The sequence below is a fragment of the Rhizobium album genome (assembly GCF_003122325.1).
GTDB classification, from domain to species: domain Bacteria; phylum Pseudomonadota; class Alphaproteobacteria; order Rhizobiales; family Rhizobiaceae; genus Metarhizobium; species Metarhizobium album.
This window is the reverse complement of the sequence record NZ_QFBC01000001.1, coordinates 699263-716249: the sequence shown is the minus strand read 5'-3', so window position 1 is coordinate 716249 and position 16987 is coordinate 699263. Positions and strand designations below refer to the sequence as shown.

Sequence of the window (16987 nt, the reverse complement as noted above, 5' to 3'; positions counted from 1 at the left end):
GCCATTGCAACGCGAAAGAACACATAGTGGAATAAAGATTGACGATTAGTAATCGTCGCTCTTTTCCGGCGGCACGAGGCCTTCGATACCGGCCAGCAGGTCTTCTTCCGACATCTGGTCGAAAGTCAGCGTTTCCGGCAGATCGTCTTCCTCGTCGCCCTTGTCGGCGGCGGCAACGCCGCCCTGTGCGCCGATCAGCGACCCCGTATCGTGTTCCGGCTCGTCGATTTCCACATGCTTCTGCAGCGAGTGGATCAGGTCTTCCTTGAGGTCGTCGGGCGACAGTGTTTCGTCGGCGATTTCGCGCAACGCCACCACCGGGTTCTTGTCGTTGTCACGGTCGATGGTGATCGCCGCACCCTGTGAAATCAGGCGGGCACGATGGCTGGCGAGGAGCACCAGTTCGAAACGGTTATCAACCTTGTCGATGCAATCTTCTACTGTGACACGGGCCATTGCCTGTCCTTTACGGTCGAGTTTTCATGAATTAGCACGCCCGATACAATCAAAGTGCGGCGAATTCAAGTTTTTCCTGCAAGGGACCATCGCTTGCCCTGTCGCACAATTTATAGAGCCGGCACGCTTGCCGCGCAAATTCTACCCCCGGTTGCTTGGATTATCCTGAATCGTGCCCTAAATGAAAGATATATGAATAGTTCTTAATGTACATGAATTATTCCGTTCCGCGACCAAGCTATCGCCTCGGTTACTTGATGGCGGAACATATATCATTTTGCGCGAACGGGAATTGAAGCGCCATGTTTGACCCACGGGAAAAAATTGCTCTTTTTATAGATGGAGCAAATCTTTACGCAGCATCCAAAAGTCTTGGCTTCGATATAGACTATCGGAAACTACTGAAAGCATTTCAAAAACGGGGATATCTTCTTCGTGCATATTACTATACGGCCCTTATCGAAGATCAGGAATACTCATCGATCAGGCCGCTTATAGATTGGCTTGATTACAACGGTTACAAGGTCATTACTAAGCCTGCCAAAGAATTTACCGACTCCATGGGCCGCCGCAAGATCAAGGGCAACATGGATATTGAGCTTGCCATCGATGCGATGGAGCAATCCGAAACCGTCGATCACCTCGTCATATTCTCCGGTGACGGTGATTTCACAACTCTCGTGGAAGCCTTGCAACGCAGGGGACGCAAGGTCTCCGTCGTATCGACGATGGTAACACAACCGCCGATGATCGCCGACGACCTGCGCCGGCAGGCCGACCATTTCATCGACCTGATGAGCCTGAAAAGCGAGGTCGGTCGTGATCCTTCGGAACGGGCGCCACGCCCGGTGGACCCGCCCGACGACGAGCTGCAGTCCTGACCCCTCCCTCCCTTGGTGAAAAAGGTCCCCGCGAACAGGCGTCGGGAGAGACCAAGGCTGAAATTTGGCGAAATAATATAAGCAATTACATATATCGCCAGGCCGGCCCTGCTTATTATCAAAGATCAATAGTTGGGGCCGGTATTAACACCATTTTAAGGATAATTTAGCCAGAGTGAATTTGTGCACGGCGGTCGTCATCGGGCGTTGTAAATCCTTTTCTCATTCCGGGCGATATTGTTGATGAGCGGCCATATTTCGAAAAGCAAACTTCTGAACGACAGGATGGACTTTCTCGGCCTCGGGTCCGAGCAGAAAAGGGCGATTGCAGATATCGCACCCATCATCGTCGGCTCGCTCGACCGTTCGCTCGACCTTTTCTACGCTAAGGCGAAGACGCATCCGGACACGAAGAAATTCTTTGCCAATGAAGCCCATGTCCAACACGCCAAGAGCATGCAGAAGCAGCATTGGTCGCGGCTTGCCGGCGGCAAGATCGACGAAGGTTATGTCGATGCCGTTTCCGCCGTCGGCCGCACGCACGCACGCCTGGGCCTTGAGCCGCGGTGGTACATCGGCGCCTACGCACTTATCCTCGAGGAGATCATTCGCGCGATCATCACTGCGGAACTGAAAGGTTTCATGCTGGATCGCAAGGCCAAGAAAGTGGCGGGCGATATCGCCGTGACGATGAAGGTCGCCTTTCTCGACATGGACTATGGCATCAGCGTCTACCTCGAAGCTCTCGCCCAGGAGCGGCAGAAGGTCGAGGAAGAGCGCGTGCGGCTGGAAGCCGAACAGGAAGAGGCAATGCATGCGCTAGACAGCGCCCTCAACGGCCTGGCAGCCGGCGACCTCACCTCGACGATCAACCAGTCACTCGCCCCGCAGTTCGACCGGCTGAAATCGAATTACAACAAGTCGATCGCCAAGCTCGAAAACGCTTTCTCGGAAATCATCCGCGCCTCCAAGCTCGTCTCATCCAACACGAACGAACTTTCGGCGGCCACCGACGACATGGCCAAGCGCACCGAACAACAGGCAAGCTCGCTCGAACAGACCGCAGCCGCCATCGAGCAGATCACCGCGATCTCGCAGCAATCCGCCATGCGCACTCGCGATGCACAGGCGGTCGTGCGCAATTCCGCCGAAGAAGCGATCCGGTCCGGTGAAGTGGTCGGCCAGGCCGTCCAGGCGATGAGCGCAATCGAAACCTCATCGCAGAAGATCACCCAGATCATCGGCGTCATCGACGAAATCGCCTTCCAGACCAACCTCTTGGCACTGAATGCCGGCGTCGAGGCCGCCCGCGCCGGTGAAGCCGGGCGCGGGTTCGCCGTCGTCGCCCAGGAGGTTCGCGAACTGGCGCAACGCTCCGCCAACGCCGCCAAGGAAATCAAGTCGCTGATCGACAAGTCCTTCCAGGACGTGGTTCTCGGCGTTTCACTCGTCAACAAGACCGGCGAGGCGCTGACCAGCATCGGCCAGCAGGTTCACTCGATCAACGAACACATCACCGCCATCGCCTCGTCGGCGCAGGAACAATCGGCCGGCGTCAACGAGATCAACACCGCAATCAACAACATGGACCGGGTGACGCAGCAGAACGCCGCCATGGTCCAGGAAACCAACATGTCGACCCGCAACCTCACCGAAGCGAGCAATACGCTGGCACGCCTGGTGGCGAGCTTCACCGTTTCCGGTTCCGTGCGCTTCCAGGAAAACGGCGCGTCTTTCCAGCGCCGCTACGCCTGACCCGCTGCTTGCGTTTCGAGGCGGCAAGGTCAAGCCGCTTCGAAACGGATCGGCTGGGCACCCTGCCACAGCACCATCTTGCCCATTGCCTCCAGATGCTCCTGGCCGCTGATCACGGTCAGGAAATGATTGCCGGCGAGCGCGCCCATCTTGCTGGCAAAGGACGAACTGCCGTAGGCAAACAGCAGCTCCGTCTCGCTGTGACCGCCGGGATACAGCAGGATATCGCCGCGGGAGGGATGGCAGGTGTGGTTCTCGAAGCCGACACCAAAGGCGAAATCGCCAAGCGGCACCCAGACCGCCTCGCCGCTCCAGCGTGAATGGATCGTCTGGTTGTTGAACGGCAGGAAACTCTGAAAGACGCGGCAGGTTTCCGGCGCCTTTTCCAGTTCCATCCTGGCCATGAAAACATGCGGGCCGACCGTGATCTTGAGATTGCGCATCGCCGCCCTCAACCTGTCTTCAGAAGCCGCGACTTCTGGCGATTCCAGTCACGCTCCTTCTCGGTTTCGCGCTTGTCGTGCAGTTTCTTGCCCTTCGCCAACGCCAGTTCCAGCTTGGCCCTGCCCTTCTCGTTGAAATAGATCTTCAACGGCACCAGCGTCATGCCTTCGCGATTGATCGCGGCACGCAACCGGTTGATCTCCCGCTTGGACAGCAGCAGCTTGCGGCGACGGCGCGGCTCATGATTGAAGCGGTTCGCCTGCAGATATTCCGGCAGGTGCGAATTGATGAGCCAGATCTCCTCGCCTTCATCGGAGGCATAGGATTCGGCAATGTTGGCCTTGCCGTCGCGCAACGACTTGACCTCGGTGCCGGTCAGAACGAGACCGGCCTCGTAGGTATCGATGATCTCGTAGTTGAAGCGGGCCTTGCGGTTTTCCGCGACGATCTTGTTGACGGTGCGCTGGCTGCCTTTGGGGGCCATGGTGGATGATCCGATCACTCTGTCTCGATGCACTTGCCCCGCCGACGGACGGAAGGGCAAGTCTTCTATGTAAGACAAGGTGACAGGAATGTGAAGACGAAGCGGTGAGGCTTCGTCGTCGCGATCAGTTCAGCAGGCCGGCGTGGCGCAGGGCGGCATCGATCGCCGCTTCGGTCGCCGGCTCCAGCGTCGACAGAAGCGGCGAACGCACGGCACGGCTCATGCGCCCGAGCTTCGACAGGCCGTATTTTGCGCCGCAAAGGCCGGGCTCGAGGAAGATCGCCTTGTGCAGCGGCATCAACAGGTCCTGGAGTTCCAGGGCACGGGCATAATCACCGGCAAGCGTCGCCGTCTGGAACTCCGCACAGAGGCGCGGGGCGACATTGGCGGTGACGGAAATACAGCCGACGCCGCCATGGGCGTTGAAGCCGAGCGCCGTGGCATCCTCCCCGGACAGCTGCACGAAGTTGCGGCCACAGGTGATGCGTTGTTCCGATACCCGCTCCAGCTTGCCGGTCGCATCCTTCACGCCGATGATGTTGGAATGCGCCTTGGCAAGCGCCCCCATGGTTTCCGGCGACATGTCGACGACGGAGCGGCCGGGAATGTTGTAGATGAAGATCGGCAGCCTGGTGCTTTCGGCAATCGCGGAAAAATGCGCGATCAAGCCCTTCTGCGTCGGCTTGTTATAATAAGGTGTGACGACAAGCAGCGCATCCGCGCCGGCCTTTTCGGCATGCTGGCCAAGCTCGATCGCCTCGCGGGTATTGTTGGAGCCGGCCCCGGCGATCACCGGCACGCGCTTGTTGGCGGTGGCGATGCAGACTTCGACGACACGTTTGTGTTCTTCATGGGAAAGGGTCGGAGATTCGCCCGTGGTGCCGACCGGCACGAGGCCCTGGCTGCCTTCGGCGATCTGCCATTCGACATGCGCCGCGAAGGCATCTTCGTCCACAGCGCCCGTGGCGGTGAACGGCGTGACGAGAGCGGGAATGGATCCCTTGAACATGCATAACTCCTCGAGGCCGCGCCCATGCTTCGGCCGTATTCCATGATTAAAACTCGCGCACCATAAAGCGACAAACCTGCCTCGACAAGCGAAGAGACGGTCGATGTCGCGATTGGGGCCGAAATCAAAAGCGCGTGCACTGCCGGCCGGAAAACGGTCACCACGGAGACATGAGCAAAGTTTAATATTCGTGATAAGGTTTCGTTAACGGGGATCACGGTTAATGGAAAACAAAGGGTCATTGTTGCGAGTATCCCGGATGATCATAAGGTCCATCCTGACATTGTCGGCCGTCGGCGGCGGTATCGTCGCCTGGAATGTTTTTGCCTCCCCGCTCGAAAACAACTTCGTGCCGGTGCCGGAAAGCAAACCTTTCGAGGATATGGGCCTGATCACGCCGACACCGGAGACGACCGGCACCATTCCGCGGAATTCGCAGTTCACGCCCGCCAGCGCCGAACTGAAGGCCGGGCTCGACGCCCTGTCGAACAAGGACGCGGTGCGCGCCCTTGCCGTTCGCGACAGCCTGCCCAAGGCCTCGCTCGACCGGCATATCCTCACCTGGGCGATTGCCGTTTCCGGCCAGCGCGGCGTGCCGTCACGGGAAATCGCCGCCGCACAGCGCGAATTGCAGGGATGGCCGGGCCTGTCTCGCCTGCGCGGCAATTCCGAACGGGCGCTTTATGCCGAGAACCCGCCGGCAACCGACGTGATCGCCGCCTTCGGAAACACCACACCGGAAACGGTGGAAGGCAGCGTTGCGCTTGCCCGCGCGCTGGCCGCAACCGGACAGGCCGCCAAGGCCGGCACGCTTTTGCAGCGCCTCTGGGTCAGCGAGCCGCTCGACAAGGACTGGGAAGACCGCATCATCAAGGAATTTCCCGGCTTCCTCTCGGTTTCGACCCACAAGGCGCGGATGGACTACCTGATGTTCCGCAGCCACGTCGACCAGGCGAAACGGTTTTCCGAACTCGGCAAGGCACAATCGCTCTACAAGGCCTGGGCCGCGGTGATCCGCAAGTCGGCGAATGCCGGCGAACTGCTCGGCGCCGTCGATGCGAAATGGCAATCCGACCCCGGCTATCTCTTCGCGCGCATCGAGCTTTTGCGCCGCCAGAACAAATATGCCGAGGCTGCCGCCCTGCTGAAGCTGATCCCGGCAGAACGCGCCGCGCTGGTCAATCCCGGCGAATGGTGGACGGAGCAACGCATCGTCAGCCGTGGCCTTGCCGACCAGGGCAAATTCAAAGCCGCCTACCAGATCACGGCGTCGCATGTGGCCAGCAGCGCCACCGACGTCGTCGAGGCCGAATTCCACGCCGGATGGTACGCCTTGCGCGGTCTCCAGGATCCGGCGGCGGCGGCCAAACATTTCCAGCGGATCCTGCAGACATCCAACCGGCCGCTTTCGGCCTCGCGCGCCCTGTACTGGCTCGGACGGGCTGCCGAACAGGGCGGCCCGGGCAAGGCGGCCGATTATTTCGCCAAGGCCGCCGCCTATCCCAGCACGTTCTACGGCCAGCTGGCGGCGGCGCGGCTGGGCAAGAAGGGGCTGGACGTTTCCTATCCGAAGCCGAGCGCCGAGGACCGGCAGCGTTTCGAAGGCCGGGAGGCGGTGCAGGCGATTGACCGGCTGGAATCCGCCGGCCACGGCTGGCGGGCCGACAGCCTGTATCGCGCGCTGGCCGAGCAGATCGACAGCCCGGGCGAACTGGCGATCCTGTCCGCACGCGCCGAAAAGAGCCGCAGCCACCAGTTGGCGCTGCAGGTCGGCAAGCTGGCTTATAGTCGCGGCATCGAAGTCGCGGCCCTCGCCTTCCCGGTCGGCGTCATTCCCGACAGCGCCAACATCACCTCCTCCGGCAAGGCGCTGGCTTATGCGATTGCACGGCAGGAAAGCGCCTTCGATCCGGCTGCCGTTTCCCCGGCGAATGCCCGCGGCCTGCTGCAGCTCCTGCCAGGCACGGCCAAGAATGTCGCCGGGCGGCATGGCATCGCCTTTTCCAAGGACAAGCTGACCTCGGATGCCGGTTATAATGCCACGCTCGGTTCGCATTATCTCGGCGAGCAGATCGATGCCTTTGATGGCTCCTACATCCTGACCTTCATTGCCTACAATGCCGGACCGAAACGCGTGCCCGAATGGATTGCCCGTTACGGCGATCCGCGCGGCAAGCCGATCGACGAGGTCGTCGACTGGATCGAACGCATCCCGTTTTCGGAAACCCGCAATTATGTGCAGCGGGTGATGGAGAACTACCAGGTCTACAAGACCCGGCTCGGCCAAACAGCCGATATCGAGCACGATCTGCGCTACGGGCGATAGGTCTCGCTTTCCGAGCAACGCGAAGCCGTCTACATATTGCCGCTGTATCGACCGGATCGGCAGGAGGCATGGCACTTGACCCAGGATTACGAGAGCGGTTTTTCGTCGCGAACATTTCATACGCATGACGGCCTGAAACTGTATGCACGCGATTACGGCTATGACGATCCGAAGACGGCGGGCCGTACGCCCCTGGTCTGCCTGCCGGGACTGACGCGCAACTCCCGCGACTTTCATCAATTGGCGGTGCTTCTGTCGAGCCAGGGAGAACAGCCGCGGCGCGTCGTCAGCTTCGATTATCGCGGGCGCGGTTTTTCGGATTGGGACAACGACAAGAGCCACTACAATCTGCTGGTCGAAGCCGACGACGTGATCGCCGGTTGCGCCGCCCTCGGCATCGAAAACGCCGTGTTCCTCGGAACCTCGCGTGGCGGCCTGACCCTGCACCTGCTCGCCGGCATGCGCCCTGCCCTGCTGAAAGCCGTCATCCTCAACGATATCGGACCGGTCATCGAAGGCGCCGGGCTGGCGCAGATCAAGGCCTATCTCAACCGCGACGAAAAACCCCGGGACTGGCAGGACGCCGTAAAACTTCTGCAGGACATCCACGGCCGCGCCTTCACCGCGCTGACCGCGCAGGATTGGGTGGACATGGCCTATGCGATCTATGCCGAAATCGACGGCAAGGTGGTCGGCGATTTCGACCCGGCCATTGCGCAGCAGATGAAGGACCTCGATCTCAGTGCGCCGGTCCAGACGCTGTGGCAACAATTCGACGCCTTGACCACCGTTCCGCTGATGGTGATCCGCGGAGAAAACTCCGCACTGCTGTCGGAAGAAACCATCGACGAAATCCGCCGCCGTCATCCGCGCCTGACGGCACTGACGGTTGCCGGCCACGGCCATGCGCCGATCGTCCATCTGTCGGGCATCCCCGAAGCCATCCTCCGTTTCATCGGCGACCTGTAGTCCGCCGGCGAAAGGCACGAAAACACCACGACAATCGCCGCTCGCCGCCATGCCGGAGCAAGCAGGCTCGCATCGACCGCCATCACGGCTGCGAGACAAGATTTTTAGCAAATACGACGACTTCAACCGTGGCGGATATCGGTCCGATCAATATTTACTCATGAGTGCAAAACTTCATTTTTGACTGGAGGTCAAAAATGAACATCAAGAGCCTTCTTCTCGGCTCCGCTGCAGCCCTCGCTGTAGTTTCCGGCGCACAGGCTGCTGACGCAATCGTAGCTGCTGAGCCTGAGCCCATGGAATATGTCCGCGTTTGCGACGCTTTCGGCACTGGCTATTTCTACATCCCGGGCACGGAAACCTGCCTCAAGGTCGGCGGCCGCGTCCGCTTCGACGTCCAGGCTGCTGATTCCTACACCCCGAACAGCGACAACGGCTGGAACACCCGTTCGCGCGCTGAACTGTACCTCGACTCGGCCAGCGACACCGAATACGGTGCTCTGAAGACCCAGATCGTTGCCCGTTTCGACTTCGACGGTGACTACAACGACGGCCAGCACACCACCACCAAGCTGATCGCTGCCAACATCACCCTCGCCGGCTTCCTCGTCGGTCTGGCTGACTCGCAGTTCACGTCCTTCACCGGCTATGCTGGCGACATCATCAACGACGACGTGATTTCCTACGGTCAGTTCGAAGTTAACCAGATCAGCTACACCTATGACGGCGGCAACGGCTTCACGGCTGTTCTCTCGCTCGAAGACGATAGCCGCACCGGCGACGACTACATGGTCGACGTAGTCGGCGGTATCGGCTACTCCACAGGCACCTTCGGCTTCAAGGTCGTCGGCGGTTACGACGAAAGCGCTGAAGAAGGCGCGATCAAGGCTCGTTTGGACGGCAACTTCGGCGCTCTGTCGGCCTTCTTGATGGCTGGCTGGAACTCCGACGGCGACACCGTCAACAAGTTCGCAAACGGCGACTCGATCGGTCAGAGCTGGGGCGACTGGGCTGTTTGGGGTGGCGTAGGCTACTCGTTCAGCGACACGCTCGCTGCCAACCTGCAGCTCGCTTACACCGACAACGAGACCTTCGCAGCTGCTGCGAACCTGAAGTGGAACCCGGTTCCGGGCCTGCTGATCCAGCCGGAAATCACCTACACCAACTGGGATACGATCGACGAAGACCAGTGGAACGGCATGGTTCGCTTCCAGCGCACGTTCTAATCAGAACATTGGAGCCCGGCAAAACCGGGCTCCTTTCTTTTGTGCTCCAGTCTCTTGGTTTTTTGTTTTAGTAAGTCAAACGAGCGAAATACTAAGTAGACATTATCATAATCGACCCTTATTATCAGTATTGCTTCTAAAGTTGGAGCAAAATTGAGTATAATAGGGGCGCTTCACTGTTGCCAAAATTCCTGATACTCAGTCACTTTCTGCCTGACCCGAGTATTGGAGTTCGTTTTGGAAAATATTATTGCGCCACATGGTGGCAATGCAGATTACGTCCTTCCCGAAGACTTGCCCTACAATATTCGGTATAGGCTCCAGGGCTCGCCATCCGTCGGGGAGACGCGGCAAATATCCCTGCGTATTCTTTTTGAGAGATACGGGGATATATTGTGGGTTCCCGGTCGCCATAAATACACCGTGACGAATTTCATCTCCGAATTGCACGATCTGTTGGCCGAACCCAGTTTCTTTTCTTTCTCACAGAATATGCTCGATGAGTTGATCGGTCTGCTCCGCAAGCGGGGCAACAGCAACGCGACGATCAACCGTAAAATGGCGGCCTTGAGCAAATTGCTGCGAAAGGCCTACAAGATGAAGGATATCGGCAGCCTTCCGGAATTTACACGGGAAAAAGAAAAAGCCGGCCGGATACGTTTCCTCGATACCAACGAGGAGCAACGCATTTTCGACGGCATCGCCGTACATTCGGAAGCCTATTATCGCCTATGCATCTTCCTGGTCGATACAGGCGCCCGCCTCGGAGAAGCGATCGGACTGCGCTGGAACGACATCAGCGGCAGCCGGGTGACGTTCTGGGTGACTAAATCGGGAAGAAGCCGCTCCGTACCCCTGACGCAAAGAGCCAAAGACGTCGTCGATATCCCGAAGCAACGCCGCAGCGGCCCGTTCAGCGACATCGACCAGCAGCGCTTTCGCACCGCCTGGAACAGGGTCAAGCAGGACGTCGGCCTCGGTCGCGACAAGGATGTGGTTCCCCACGTACTGCGCCATACCTGCGCGTCCAGGTTGGTCCAGGGCGGCGTCGATATCCGGCGCGTCCAGACCTGGCTCGGCCACCAGACCCTGCAGATGACCATGCGTTACGCCCATCTTGCATCGCAGGATCTGGATGCCTGCGTCGCGGTTCTGGAAAAGATGTCGCAGAACCGTCCCGCACAGGACAACTGATTTTTCGTTTTTATCCGGCCGTCCACATCGACCGGAGGTCGGCTTGCCGTCTTCTCCGCCGAGCCTCGACCTGACGCTGCTGCCATCATCAACGTAGCAATCCTTCACCGCCCAGCCACCATTTTCCCAAGCGATCCGGAAAGCAAAAAGCCCGGCACGAGGGCCGGGCTTTCGGAAAATCTCTGAAAATTCAGAAGATTAGAACGTGCGCTGGAAGCGAACCATGCCGTTCCACTGGTCTTCGTCGATCGAATCCCAGTTGGTGTAGGTGATTTCCGGCTGGATCAGCAGGCCGGGAACCGGGTTCCACTTGACGTTCGCAGCAGCTGCGAAGACTTCCGAGTCGGTGTAAGCGAGCTGCAGGTTGGCAGCGAGCGTGTCGCTGAACGAGTAGCCGAGACCACCCCAAACGGCCCAGTCACCCCAGCCGATGCCAGCAGCAGCGCCGCCGAAGTTCGACGGAGCGAACTTGTGAACGACATCGCCGTCAGAGTTCCAGCCAGCCATCAAGAAGGCCGACAGAGCGCCGAAGTTGCCGTCCAAACGAGCCTTGATCGCGCCTTCTTCAGCGCTTTCGTCGTAACCGCCGACGACCTTGAAGCCGAAGGTGCCGGTGGAGTAGCCGATACCGCCGACCACGTCGACCATGTAGTCGTCGCCGGTGCGGCTATCGTCTTCGAGCGAGATAACAGCCGTGAAGCCGTTGCCGCCGTCATAGGTGTAGCTGATCTGGTTAACTTCGAACTCACCGTAAGCGATCACGTCGTCGTTGATGATGTCGCCAGCGTAGCCGGTGAACGAGGTGTACTGCGAGTCAGCCAGACCGACGAGGAAGCCGGCGAGGGTGATGTTGGCAGCGATCAGCTTGGAAGTGGTGTGCTGGCCGTCGTTGTAGTCACCGTCGAAGTCCCAACGGGCAACGATCTGGGTCTTCAGAGCACCGTATTCGGTGTCGCTGGCCGAGTCGAGGTACAGTTCAGCGCGCGAACGGGTGTTCCAGCCGTTGTCGCTGTTCGGCGAGTAAGAGTCAGCAGCCTGAACGTCGAAGCGGACGCGGCCGCCGACCTTGAGGCAGGTTTCCGTGCCCGGGATGTAGAAATAGCCAGTGCCGAAAGCGTCGCAAACGCGGACATATTCCATGGGCTCAGGCTCGGCAGCTACGATTGCGTCAGCAGCCTGTGCGCCGGAAACTACAGCGAGGGCTGCAGCGGAGCCGAGAAGAAGGCTCTTGATGTTCATTTTTGACCTCCAGTCAAAGTTACAATTGGGTTTGGGTTCTTTTGCTGAAGGACAGCATTCCCTGCCCCATTCCCGTTGATTCAGAAGACGGACGATCCACCGCCTGGCTTCTGACAGTGAAGATACAAAACGGTTCGGGCCGCGCAATCATCAACTTGTCATCTTCGCGACAATCCGCGTCTCTTGTCGCCGTCCTGTTGCCAAAACAACACAAAACGGCAAGAGACCCGCCACAAGACTTTATAAAGAGTTAAAAAACGCGTTGAATTTGAAGCGTTTCCGGCCACGGCACAACAGGACGGACGATCTTTTCCGGGCCATCCGGAGGTCATGAGCGGCGATTCCCGATTCTATCCGGACGCCGCGGGAGGGTACGCGGGAGCATGATTCCGGCGCGCAACACGTGAGAAGTCCGGCTCGGAAGCCGGACTTCATGACACTCGCCTTGAGGCGATCAGAAGCTGCGCTGGAAGCGAACCATGCCGTTCCACTGGTCTTCGTCGATCGTATCCCAGTTGGTGTAGGTGATTTCCGGCTGGATCAGCAGGCCCGGAACCGGGTTCCACTTGACGTTCGCAGCGGCTGCGAAGATCTCGCTGTCGGTGTAGGCGATCTGCATGTTGAGATCGAGGCTGTCGGAAATCTGGTAGCCGGCGCCGGCCCAGAGAGCCCAGTCGCCCCAGCCGATACCCTTCAGGCTGCCGCCGCCTGCCGGAGCGAAGGTGTGCACGACGTCGCCGTCCGAGTTCCAGCCGCCCATGACGAAAGCGGAGAAATCGCCGAACGTGCCGTCGACGCGCGCCTTGACGGCGCCTTCTTCGGCGCTTTCATCGTAACCGCCGACGACGCGGAACTGGAAGTTGCCGGCCTTGTAGCCGAGACCGCCGACGAGATCGACCATGTATTCGTCGCCGTCCTTGGAATCGTCCTGCACGGAAACGACGGCGCTGAAGCCGCTGTCGCCCTTGTAGATGTAGCTGATCTGGTTGACTTCGAACTGGCCGAAGGAAACCACGTCGTCGTTTGCCACGTCGCCGGCGTTGCCGGTGAAGTTGGTGAACTGCGAGTCGGCGAGACCGACGAGGAAGCCGGCGAGCGTGATGTTGGCGGCCATCAGCTTGGTGGTGGTGTGCGTGCCGTCGTTGTAGTCACCGTCGAAGTCCCAGCGGGCGACGATCTTGGTCTTCAGCGCGCCGTATTCGGTGTCGCTGGCCGAGTCCATGTAGAGTTCGGCGCGGCTCTTCGTGCGCCAGCCCGTATCGCTGTTCGGCGAGTAGGAGTTGGCAGCCTGAACGTCGAAACGAACGCGGCCGCCGACCTTGAGGCAGGTTTCCGTGCCCGGAATGTAGAAGTAGCCGGTGCCGAAAGCATCGCAAACCCGGACATATTCCATGGGCTCGGGCTCGGCAGCCACGATCGCGTCGGCAGCCTGTGCGCCGGAAACGACAGCCAGGGCTGCAGCGGAGCCGAGAAGAAGGCTCTTGATGTTCATTTTAAATCTCCAGTCATAGATGTCCGGACCCGTTATGCGGATCCTTCGCCCCAGGGCGGAATTTCGACCCACCCCACATGAAACAGCGAACCACCCCGGTTCGCCGCCGGCGCAGAGATCGTCCACGCGCCGGCAGAGAGCAAAAGATATTGTTGTCACAATTTGCACGCCGGCATCCGCTTGCAAGCCACTGTGGCAACAGCGCCACGATATTGGCCACAGGAGGGGCTTTTGTTACAGTTTCATGACAGAAGCTGTTATAATTCAGAGACTTACATCAACCAGGAAGAGAGCGGCCACAACCATCCGGGGCGGCACTTTCGACCCGGCGGCGTCATTGGACGGCACGGCTTCCGCCACACTGAAAACGACGCACCTACGGGCGAAATGCCGAAGACCAGCGGACACTGTCCGGGCGGCGCAATCCGTAATTGGTACTTTTATCAGACCAGTTTGATCTCGGCTCTTTGCTCAGCCACTGCGAGATGTCATCGGAAAGCTGCCGGCGCCGGCTGATATCGAAGAAAAGAGCAATCCTGCCGAATGTTTTTAAGAAACGCTTGCGACAGTATCATGAGCGCCCGGCTCCGGCACCTACAGGGTTTTTTCCGGCAAGAGACGTGACAGTGACCGTGGAATGGTTTAACTGGACTGACAAACAGTCCAGTGCTCGGCGGATCACATGATCAGTCCTCTCTCGCCCCTGCGCGAAACCATTCACAAGCAGACCGCGAAGGACATGATTCGCGACAAGATCGTATCGATGGTCGCTTCCGGCATCCTGCAGATGGGCGACGAACTGCCGAGCGAACGTGAACTGGCGACCATGCTGATGGTCAGCCGCGAAACGGTTCGCGGCGCCATCCAGCGGCTTGCCGGCGAAGGCGTGGTGCAGGTATCGCAGGGCGCGCGCACGCGGGTCGCGCGGGTCGATGTCGAGGTCGGCGCGCAACGAATAGGCGTAACCAGCCCGACGGCAATCAACGGTTACGGCCTGGAGGCCGTTCATTCCGCCCGGCTTCTCGTCGAAACCGCGGTCGTCGCCGATGCGGCGCGCAACCTCAGCGACGAAGACATCCAGCGGCTGGAGGATTCGATCACGGCGCAGGAACAGGCGGTCAAGGACCCGGTGCTGTTCCTGATCTGCGACCGGGAATTTCACCTGACCATCTATTACGCCTCGCAGAACCGGCTGCTGGCCGATTTCGTCGTGGACCTCTACACTTACATGCTGGATTACCGCCGCATCGCCATGGCGCAGCCCGGCGCCATCGAAAAAAGCCTCGAAGATCACCGGTTTATCGTGCGGGCACTGAAAATGCGCAATCTCGAAGCGGTCGCCGCCGCCTTTTCCGAACACATCCTGCGCATTCACGACACGACGCTGGCGGTCGACCAGGACGGTCGTCTCGGCGACGGCGAAAAAACGACGGCCTGACGTTTCCAAGCGAGATTTTTTCGATCCGCATCGCAAGCAGGCGCCCGACACGCCAGCTCAGGACGCAAAACCGCCGTGCTCTACTGCTTCAATAGCTTCGAATTGCAGACGCCCCTCCCCCGCAGAGAAGGATCGCCCCTTGAGCTTTCGACCTCCCCGACTGTCCGACCGGTCCTCGGCATCGCAGAGCGGCCTGAACATTCTGGAATATGAACTCCTGGCCGAACGCGCCGATTCGCTCGGGCGTCATGGTCGGAAAGTCGAAGCTGCGCTTGAAAAACTGCAAGGCTGGCTGCCGCAAGGCAAGAACGCTGTCGATCGCGAAGCTTTGCTGAACGATGCGGCCGACGCGGTTTGGGCATTTTTCGTGCAGCGCGAGATCTGCGGGCTGCGCAATGGCCGGGATGTCATCCAACGTTACGGCATTCCGGGCGAAGTGCTGGCAAGGCTCGGCGCGTCGCGAAAATAGGCGAAAGTACCGTCAGGCGGACTGCACCGCCGCAACAGGAAACTGGCTTTCGAACAGGCGCAGAAGCGTCGTCATTTCCCGGGCGGTGCCGTGGCGCAAAAAAACCGAAAGGCAGCGGAAGGCGACCCTGGTTTCATCGCTGCTGGCGTGTCGCTGCATCAACTCTTCAACAGCCGAATCCAGCGTCAGATGATCCGCAATCGCCAAAATGCCCTCCATGATTCGCCGCATTTCCAGATTCTAGGCTTTGGCCTCAGAAACAGTCAATCAATCATATTGTAATGCGGGAACAACTGCTTTCCACGCAATTTCCCGTCACAGCCGACCCGGCCCTTCCGCACTCAGAAAAAGGCCAAAAGCAACAGGACGACAGAAAACGGGACAAAAAAACAAACCGCGAAGCGCTTGAATTGCTTCATCCGCAGGGCTCGCCCACCTTCCCAGTCATATGCCATTCGATGCTCCGAGCACAATTACAGTCCGCTACCTAATACGGGCACCTTTTCCGTAGCTTACCAAATTTCGCTTCCGGCCGGTTTCCAGCCCGCAACTCCACGACACAGATCAATCATCGGCGCACACGACGCGCCTTATTCTACGGAACCCGGTTCTTGTCCCAGATACCGTTGAAGCTCTCGACGGCGGCGGCCCCCATCGGCCGGCCGAAGAAATAGCCCTGCAGATGGTCGCATCCCTTTTCGATGAGCCACCGCGCCTGCTGTTCGGTTTCGACGCCTTCGGCCGTCACCGCCATGCCGAGACCGTGGGCGAGGCCGATGACAAAATCGACGATGGTGCGGCTGTTTTCGTTCTCGATGAGATCGGAGATGAAATATTTGTCGATCTTGATGTAGTCGAAGGGGAAATTCTTGAGATAGGACAGCGACGAATATTCCGTACCGAAATCGTCGAGCGCGATGCGTATGCCCAAAAGCTTGAGGATGTTGAGGATATCGAGATTGTTGATCGTCCGTTCGAGCAACACCGATTCGGTGATTTCCAGGATCAGCCGTTCCGCCGGAAAACCGATGGCATCCAGCGTCTGGGAAATGCTGTCGGTCAGGTCTGCCGACAGGAACTGCGCGGGGGAGAGATTGACGGCAATGGACTGGTGCTGGGGCCAGTTCAGGGCGTCCGTGCAGGCCTGGCGTAGCGCCAGAACACCGATCTCGGGCATCAGCCCGTCCGCTTCGGCGATGGGGATGAAGGTCACGGGGGGAACCAGCCCGAAAACGGGGTGGCGCCAGCGCAGCAGCGCCTCATAGCCCGCAATCGACCTTCCGGCCACGATCGGCTGATATTCCAGGAACAGTTCTTTGCGTTTCAACGCCAACCGCAGATCACGGCGAAGCGTCTGATGGTCGTCCATAGCTGTAAAACCCCTGCGCGGCCATTCTTGTTTGTCGTTGGCAACAGTCGCGCTGTGCAAGATTTTATGGTCCACGGCGCGAAAGATAGCGGAAACTCGTTAACGAGAATCCTGCCCGCGATACGCGGTATCGACAGCATTCATTGTGATTTTGGGTTGCATGCGCCGATTTCAAGGGGTTTGAGCCAGAAAGGCCCCGTCCACATGCGGAGTTCCGGCAACGAAGGTTAACACTT

General features: G+C 59.2%; 15 protein-coding genes and 1 pseudogene. 8 read left to right on the top strand and 8 right to left on the bottom strand.

The annotated features are described in order from the left end of the window. Positions 1 to 45: 45 nt before the first annotated feature. The gene (rpoZ, locus tag DEM27_RS03520; protein ID WP_109456771.1) at positions 46 to 456 is read right to left on the bottom strand and encodes a DNA-directed RNA polymerase subunit omega; all 411 of its coding nucleotides are present in this window, start codon (positions 454 to 456) and stop codon (positions 46 to 48) included. Positions 457 to 758: 302 nt separating this feature from the next. Between rpoZ and DEM27_RS03515 the strand changes: the two genes are divergently transcribed. Both DEM27_RS03515 and DEM27_RS03510 read left to right on the top strand, forming a co-directional pair. Then, a complete protein-coding gene (locus DEM27_RS03515) occupies positions 759 to 1337 on the top strand; it encodes a LabA-like NYN domain-containing protein (protein ID WP_109456770.1) in 579 nt (192 codons plus the stop codon). 243 nt (positions 1338 to 1580) lie between these two features. Then, positions 1581 to 3092, top strand: a complete 1512-nt coding sequence (locus DEM27_RS03510; protein WP_109456769.1) for a globin-coupled sensor protein — start codon at positions 1581 to 1583, stop codon at positions 3090 to 3092. A 29-nt stretch (positions 3093 to 3121) separates the two neighbouring features. Here the strand turns inward: DEM27_RS03510 and DEM27_RS03505 are convergent, their stop codons facing one another. From DEM27_RS03505 to dapA, 3 genes are all read right to left on the bottom strand, one after another. Beyond that, entirely contained in the window at positions 3122 to 3535 is a 414-nt protein-coding gene (locus DEM27_RS03505) for a DUF3830 family protein (RefSeq protein WP_109456768.1), read from the bottom strand. Between the two features lie 8 nt (positions 3536 to 3543). Next, on the bottom strand, positions 3544 to 4020 hold the full coding sequence (gene smpB / locus DEM27_RS03500; protein WP_109456767.1) for an SsrA-binding protein SmpB: 477 nt from the start codon (positions 4018 to 4020) through the stop codon (positions 3544 to 3546). 124 nt (positions 4021 to 4144) lie between these two features. After that, positions 4145 to 5029, bottom strand: coding sequence for a 4-hydroxy-tetrahydrodipicolinate synthase (gene dapA, locus DEM27_RS03495; RefSeq protein ID WP_109456766.1), 885 nt, complete (start codon positions 5027 to 5029; stop codon positions 4145 to 4147). Positions 5030 to 5291: 262 nt separating this feature from the next. Between dapA and DEM27_RS03490 the strand changes: the two genes are divergently transcribed. From DEM27_RS03490 to DEM27_RS03475, 4 genes are all read left to right on the top strand, one after another. After that, positions 5292 to 7355 (top strand): lytic transglycosylase domain-containing protein, encoded by a 2064-nt coding sequence (locus DEM27_RS03490; protein WP_165823341.1) that lies wholly within the window; start codon positions 5292 to 5294, stop codon positions 7353 to 7355. 75 nt (positions 7356 to 7430) lie between these two features. Further along, positions 7431 to 8324, top strand: a complete 894-nt coding sequence (locus DEM27_RS03485; protein ID WP_109456764.1) for an alpha/beta fold hydrolase — start codon at positions 7431 to 7433, stop codon at positions 8322 to 8324. Between the two features lie 197 nt (positions 8325 to 8521). Beyond that, the gene (locus DEM27_RS03480) at positions 8522 to 9550 is read left to right on the top strand and encodes a porin (protein ID WP_109456763.1); all 1029 of its coding nucleotides are present in this window, start codon (positions 8522 to 8524) and stop codon (positions 9548 to 9550) included. Between the two features lie 246 nt (positions 9551 to 9796). Then, complete coding sequence (locus DEM27_RS03475; RefSeq protein ID WP_109456936.1) at positions 9797 to 10744, top strand: tyrosine-type recombinase/integrase; 948 nt, start codon at positions 9797 to 9799, stop codon at positions 10742 to 10744. Positions 10745 to 10942: 198 nt separating this feature from the next. Here DEM27_RS03475 and DEM27_RS03470 read toward each other — a convergent pair whose 3' ends face one another. Both DEM27_RS03470 and DEM27_RS03465 read right to left on the bottom strand, forming a co-directional pair. Beyond that, positions 10943 to 11983 carry a porin gene (locus DEM27_RS03470; RefSeq protein ID WP_109456762.1) on the bottom strand — a complete coding sequence of 347 codons (1041 nt, stop codon included), beginning with the start codon at positions 11981 to 11983 and terminating at the stop codon, positions 10943 to 10945. A gap of 454 nt (positions 11984 to 12437) precedes the next feature. After that, positions 12438 to 13475, bottom strand: a complete 1038-nt coding sequence (locus tag DEM27_RS03465) for a porin (protein WP_109456761.1) — start codon at positions 13473 to 13475, stop codon at positions 12438 to 12440. A gap of 682 nt (positions 13476 to 14157) precedes the next feature. Between DEM27_RS03465 and DEM27_RS03460 the strand changes: the two genes are divergently transcribed. Next, on the top strand, positions 14158 to 14913 hold the full coding sequence (locus DEM27_RS03460; RefSeq protein WP_245445627.1) for a FadR/GntR family transcriptional regulator: 756 nt from the start codon (positions 14158 to 14160) through the stop codon (positions 14911 to 14913). 139 nt (positions 14914 to 15052) lie between these two features. After that, positions 15053 to 15382: a DUF6665 family protein gene (locus tag DEM27_RS03455; RefSeq protein ID WP_109456760.1), complete on the top strand. Its 330-nt coding sequence runs from the start codon at positions 15053 to 15055 to the stop codon at positions 15380 to 15382. Positions 15383 to 15394: 12 nt separating this feature from the next. Here the strand turns inward: DEM27_RS03455 and DEM27_RS03450 are convergent, their stop codons facing one another. Both DEM27_RS03450 and DEM27_RS03445 read right to left on the bottom strand, forming a co-directional pair. Then, positions 15395 to 15601, bottom strand: a complete 207-nt coding sequence (locus DEM27_RS03450) for a hypothetical protein (protein WP_109456759.1) — start codon at positions 15599 to 15601, stop codon at positions 15395 to 15397. Between the two features lie 376 nt (positions 15602 to 15977). Then, positions 15978 to 16751: pseudogene (locus DEM27_RS03445) on the bottom strand (putative bifunctional diguanylate cyclase/phosphodiesterase); the annotation flags it as partial. Between the last annotated feature and the right edge of the window lie 236 nt (positions 16752 to 16987).

Bases quoted from the DNA above. Each gene is read 5' to 3' on its own strand.
- DEM27_RS03465 (WP_109456761.1), bottom strand. From the start codon at position 13,475: ATGAACATCAAGAGCCTTCTTCTCGGCTCCGCTGCAGCCCTGGCTGTC.
- smpB (WP_109456767.1), bottom strand. From the start codon at position 4,020: ATGGCCCCCAAAGGCAGCCAGCGCACCGTCAACAAGATCGTCGCGGAA.
- DEM27_RS03470 (WP_109456762.1), bottom strand. From the start codon at position 11,983: ATGAACATCAAGAGCCTTCTTCTCGGCTCCGCTGCAGCCCTCGCTGTA.
- DEM27_RS03450 (WP_109456759.1), bottom strand. From the start codon at position 15,601: ATGGAGGGCATTTTGGCGATTGCGGATCATCTGACGCTGGATTCGGCT.
- DEM27_RS03460 (WP_245445627.1), top strand. From the start codon at position 14,158: ATGATCAGTCCTCTCTCGCCCCTGCGCGAAACCATTCACAAGCAGACC.
- rpoZ (WP_109456771.1), bottom strand. From the start codon at position 456: ATGGCCCGTGTCACAGTAGAAGATTGCATCGACAAGGTTGATAACCGT.
- DEM27_RS03510 (WP_109456769.1), top strand. From the start codon at position 1,581: ATGAGCGGCCATATTTCGAAAAGCAAACTTCTGAACGACAGGATGGAC.
- DEM27_RS03505 (WP_109456768.1), bottom strand. From the start codon at position 3,535: ATGCGCAATCTCAAGATCACGGTCGGCCCGCATGTTTTCATGGCCAGG.
- DEM27_RS03480 (WP_109456763.1), top strand. From the start codon at position 8,522: ATGAACATCAAGAGCCTTCTTCTCGGCTCCGCTGCAGCCCTCGCTGTA.
- DEM27_RS03515 (WP_109456770.1), top strand. From the start codon at position 759: ATGTTTGACCCACGGGAAAAAATTGCTCTTTTTATAGATGGAGCAAAT.
- dapA (WP_109456766.1), bottom strand. From the start codon at position 5,029: ATGTTCAAGGGATCCATTCCCGCTCTCGTCACGCCGTTCACCGCCACG.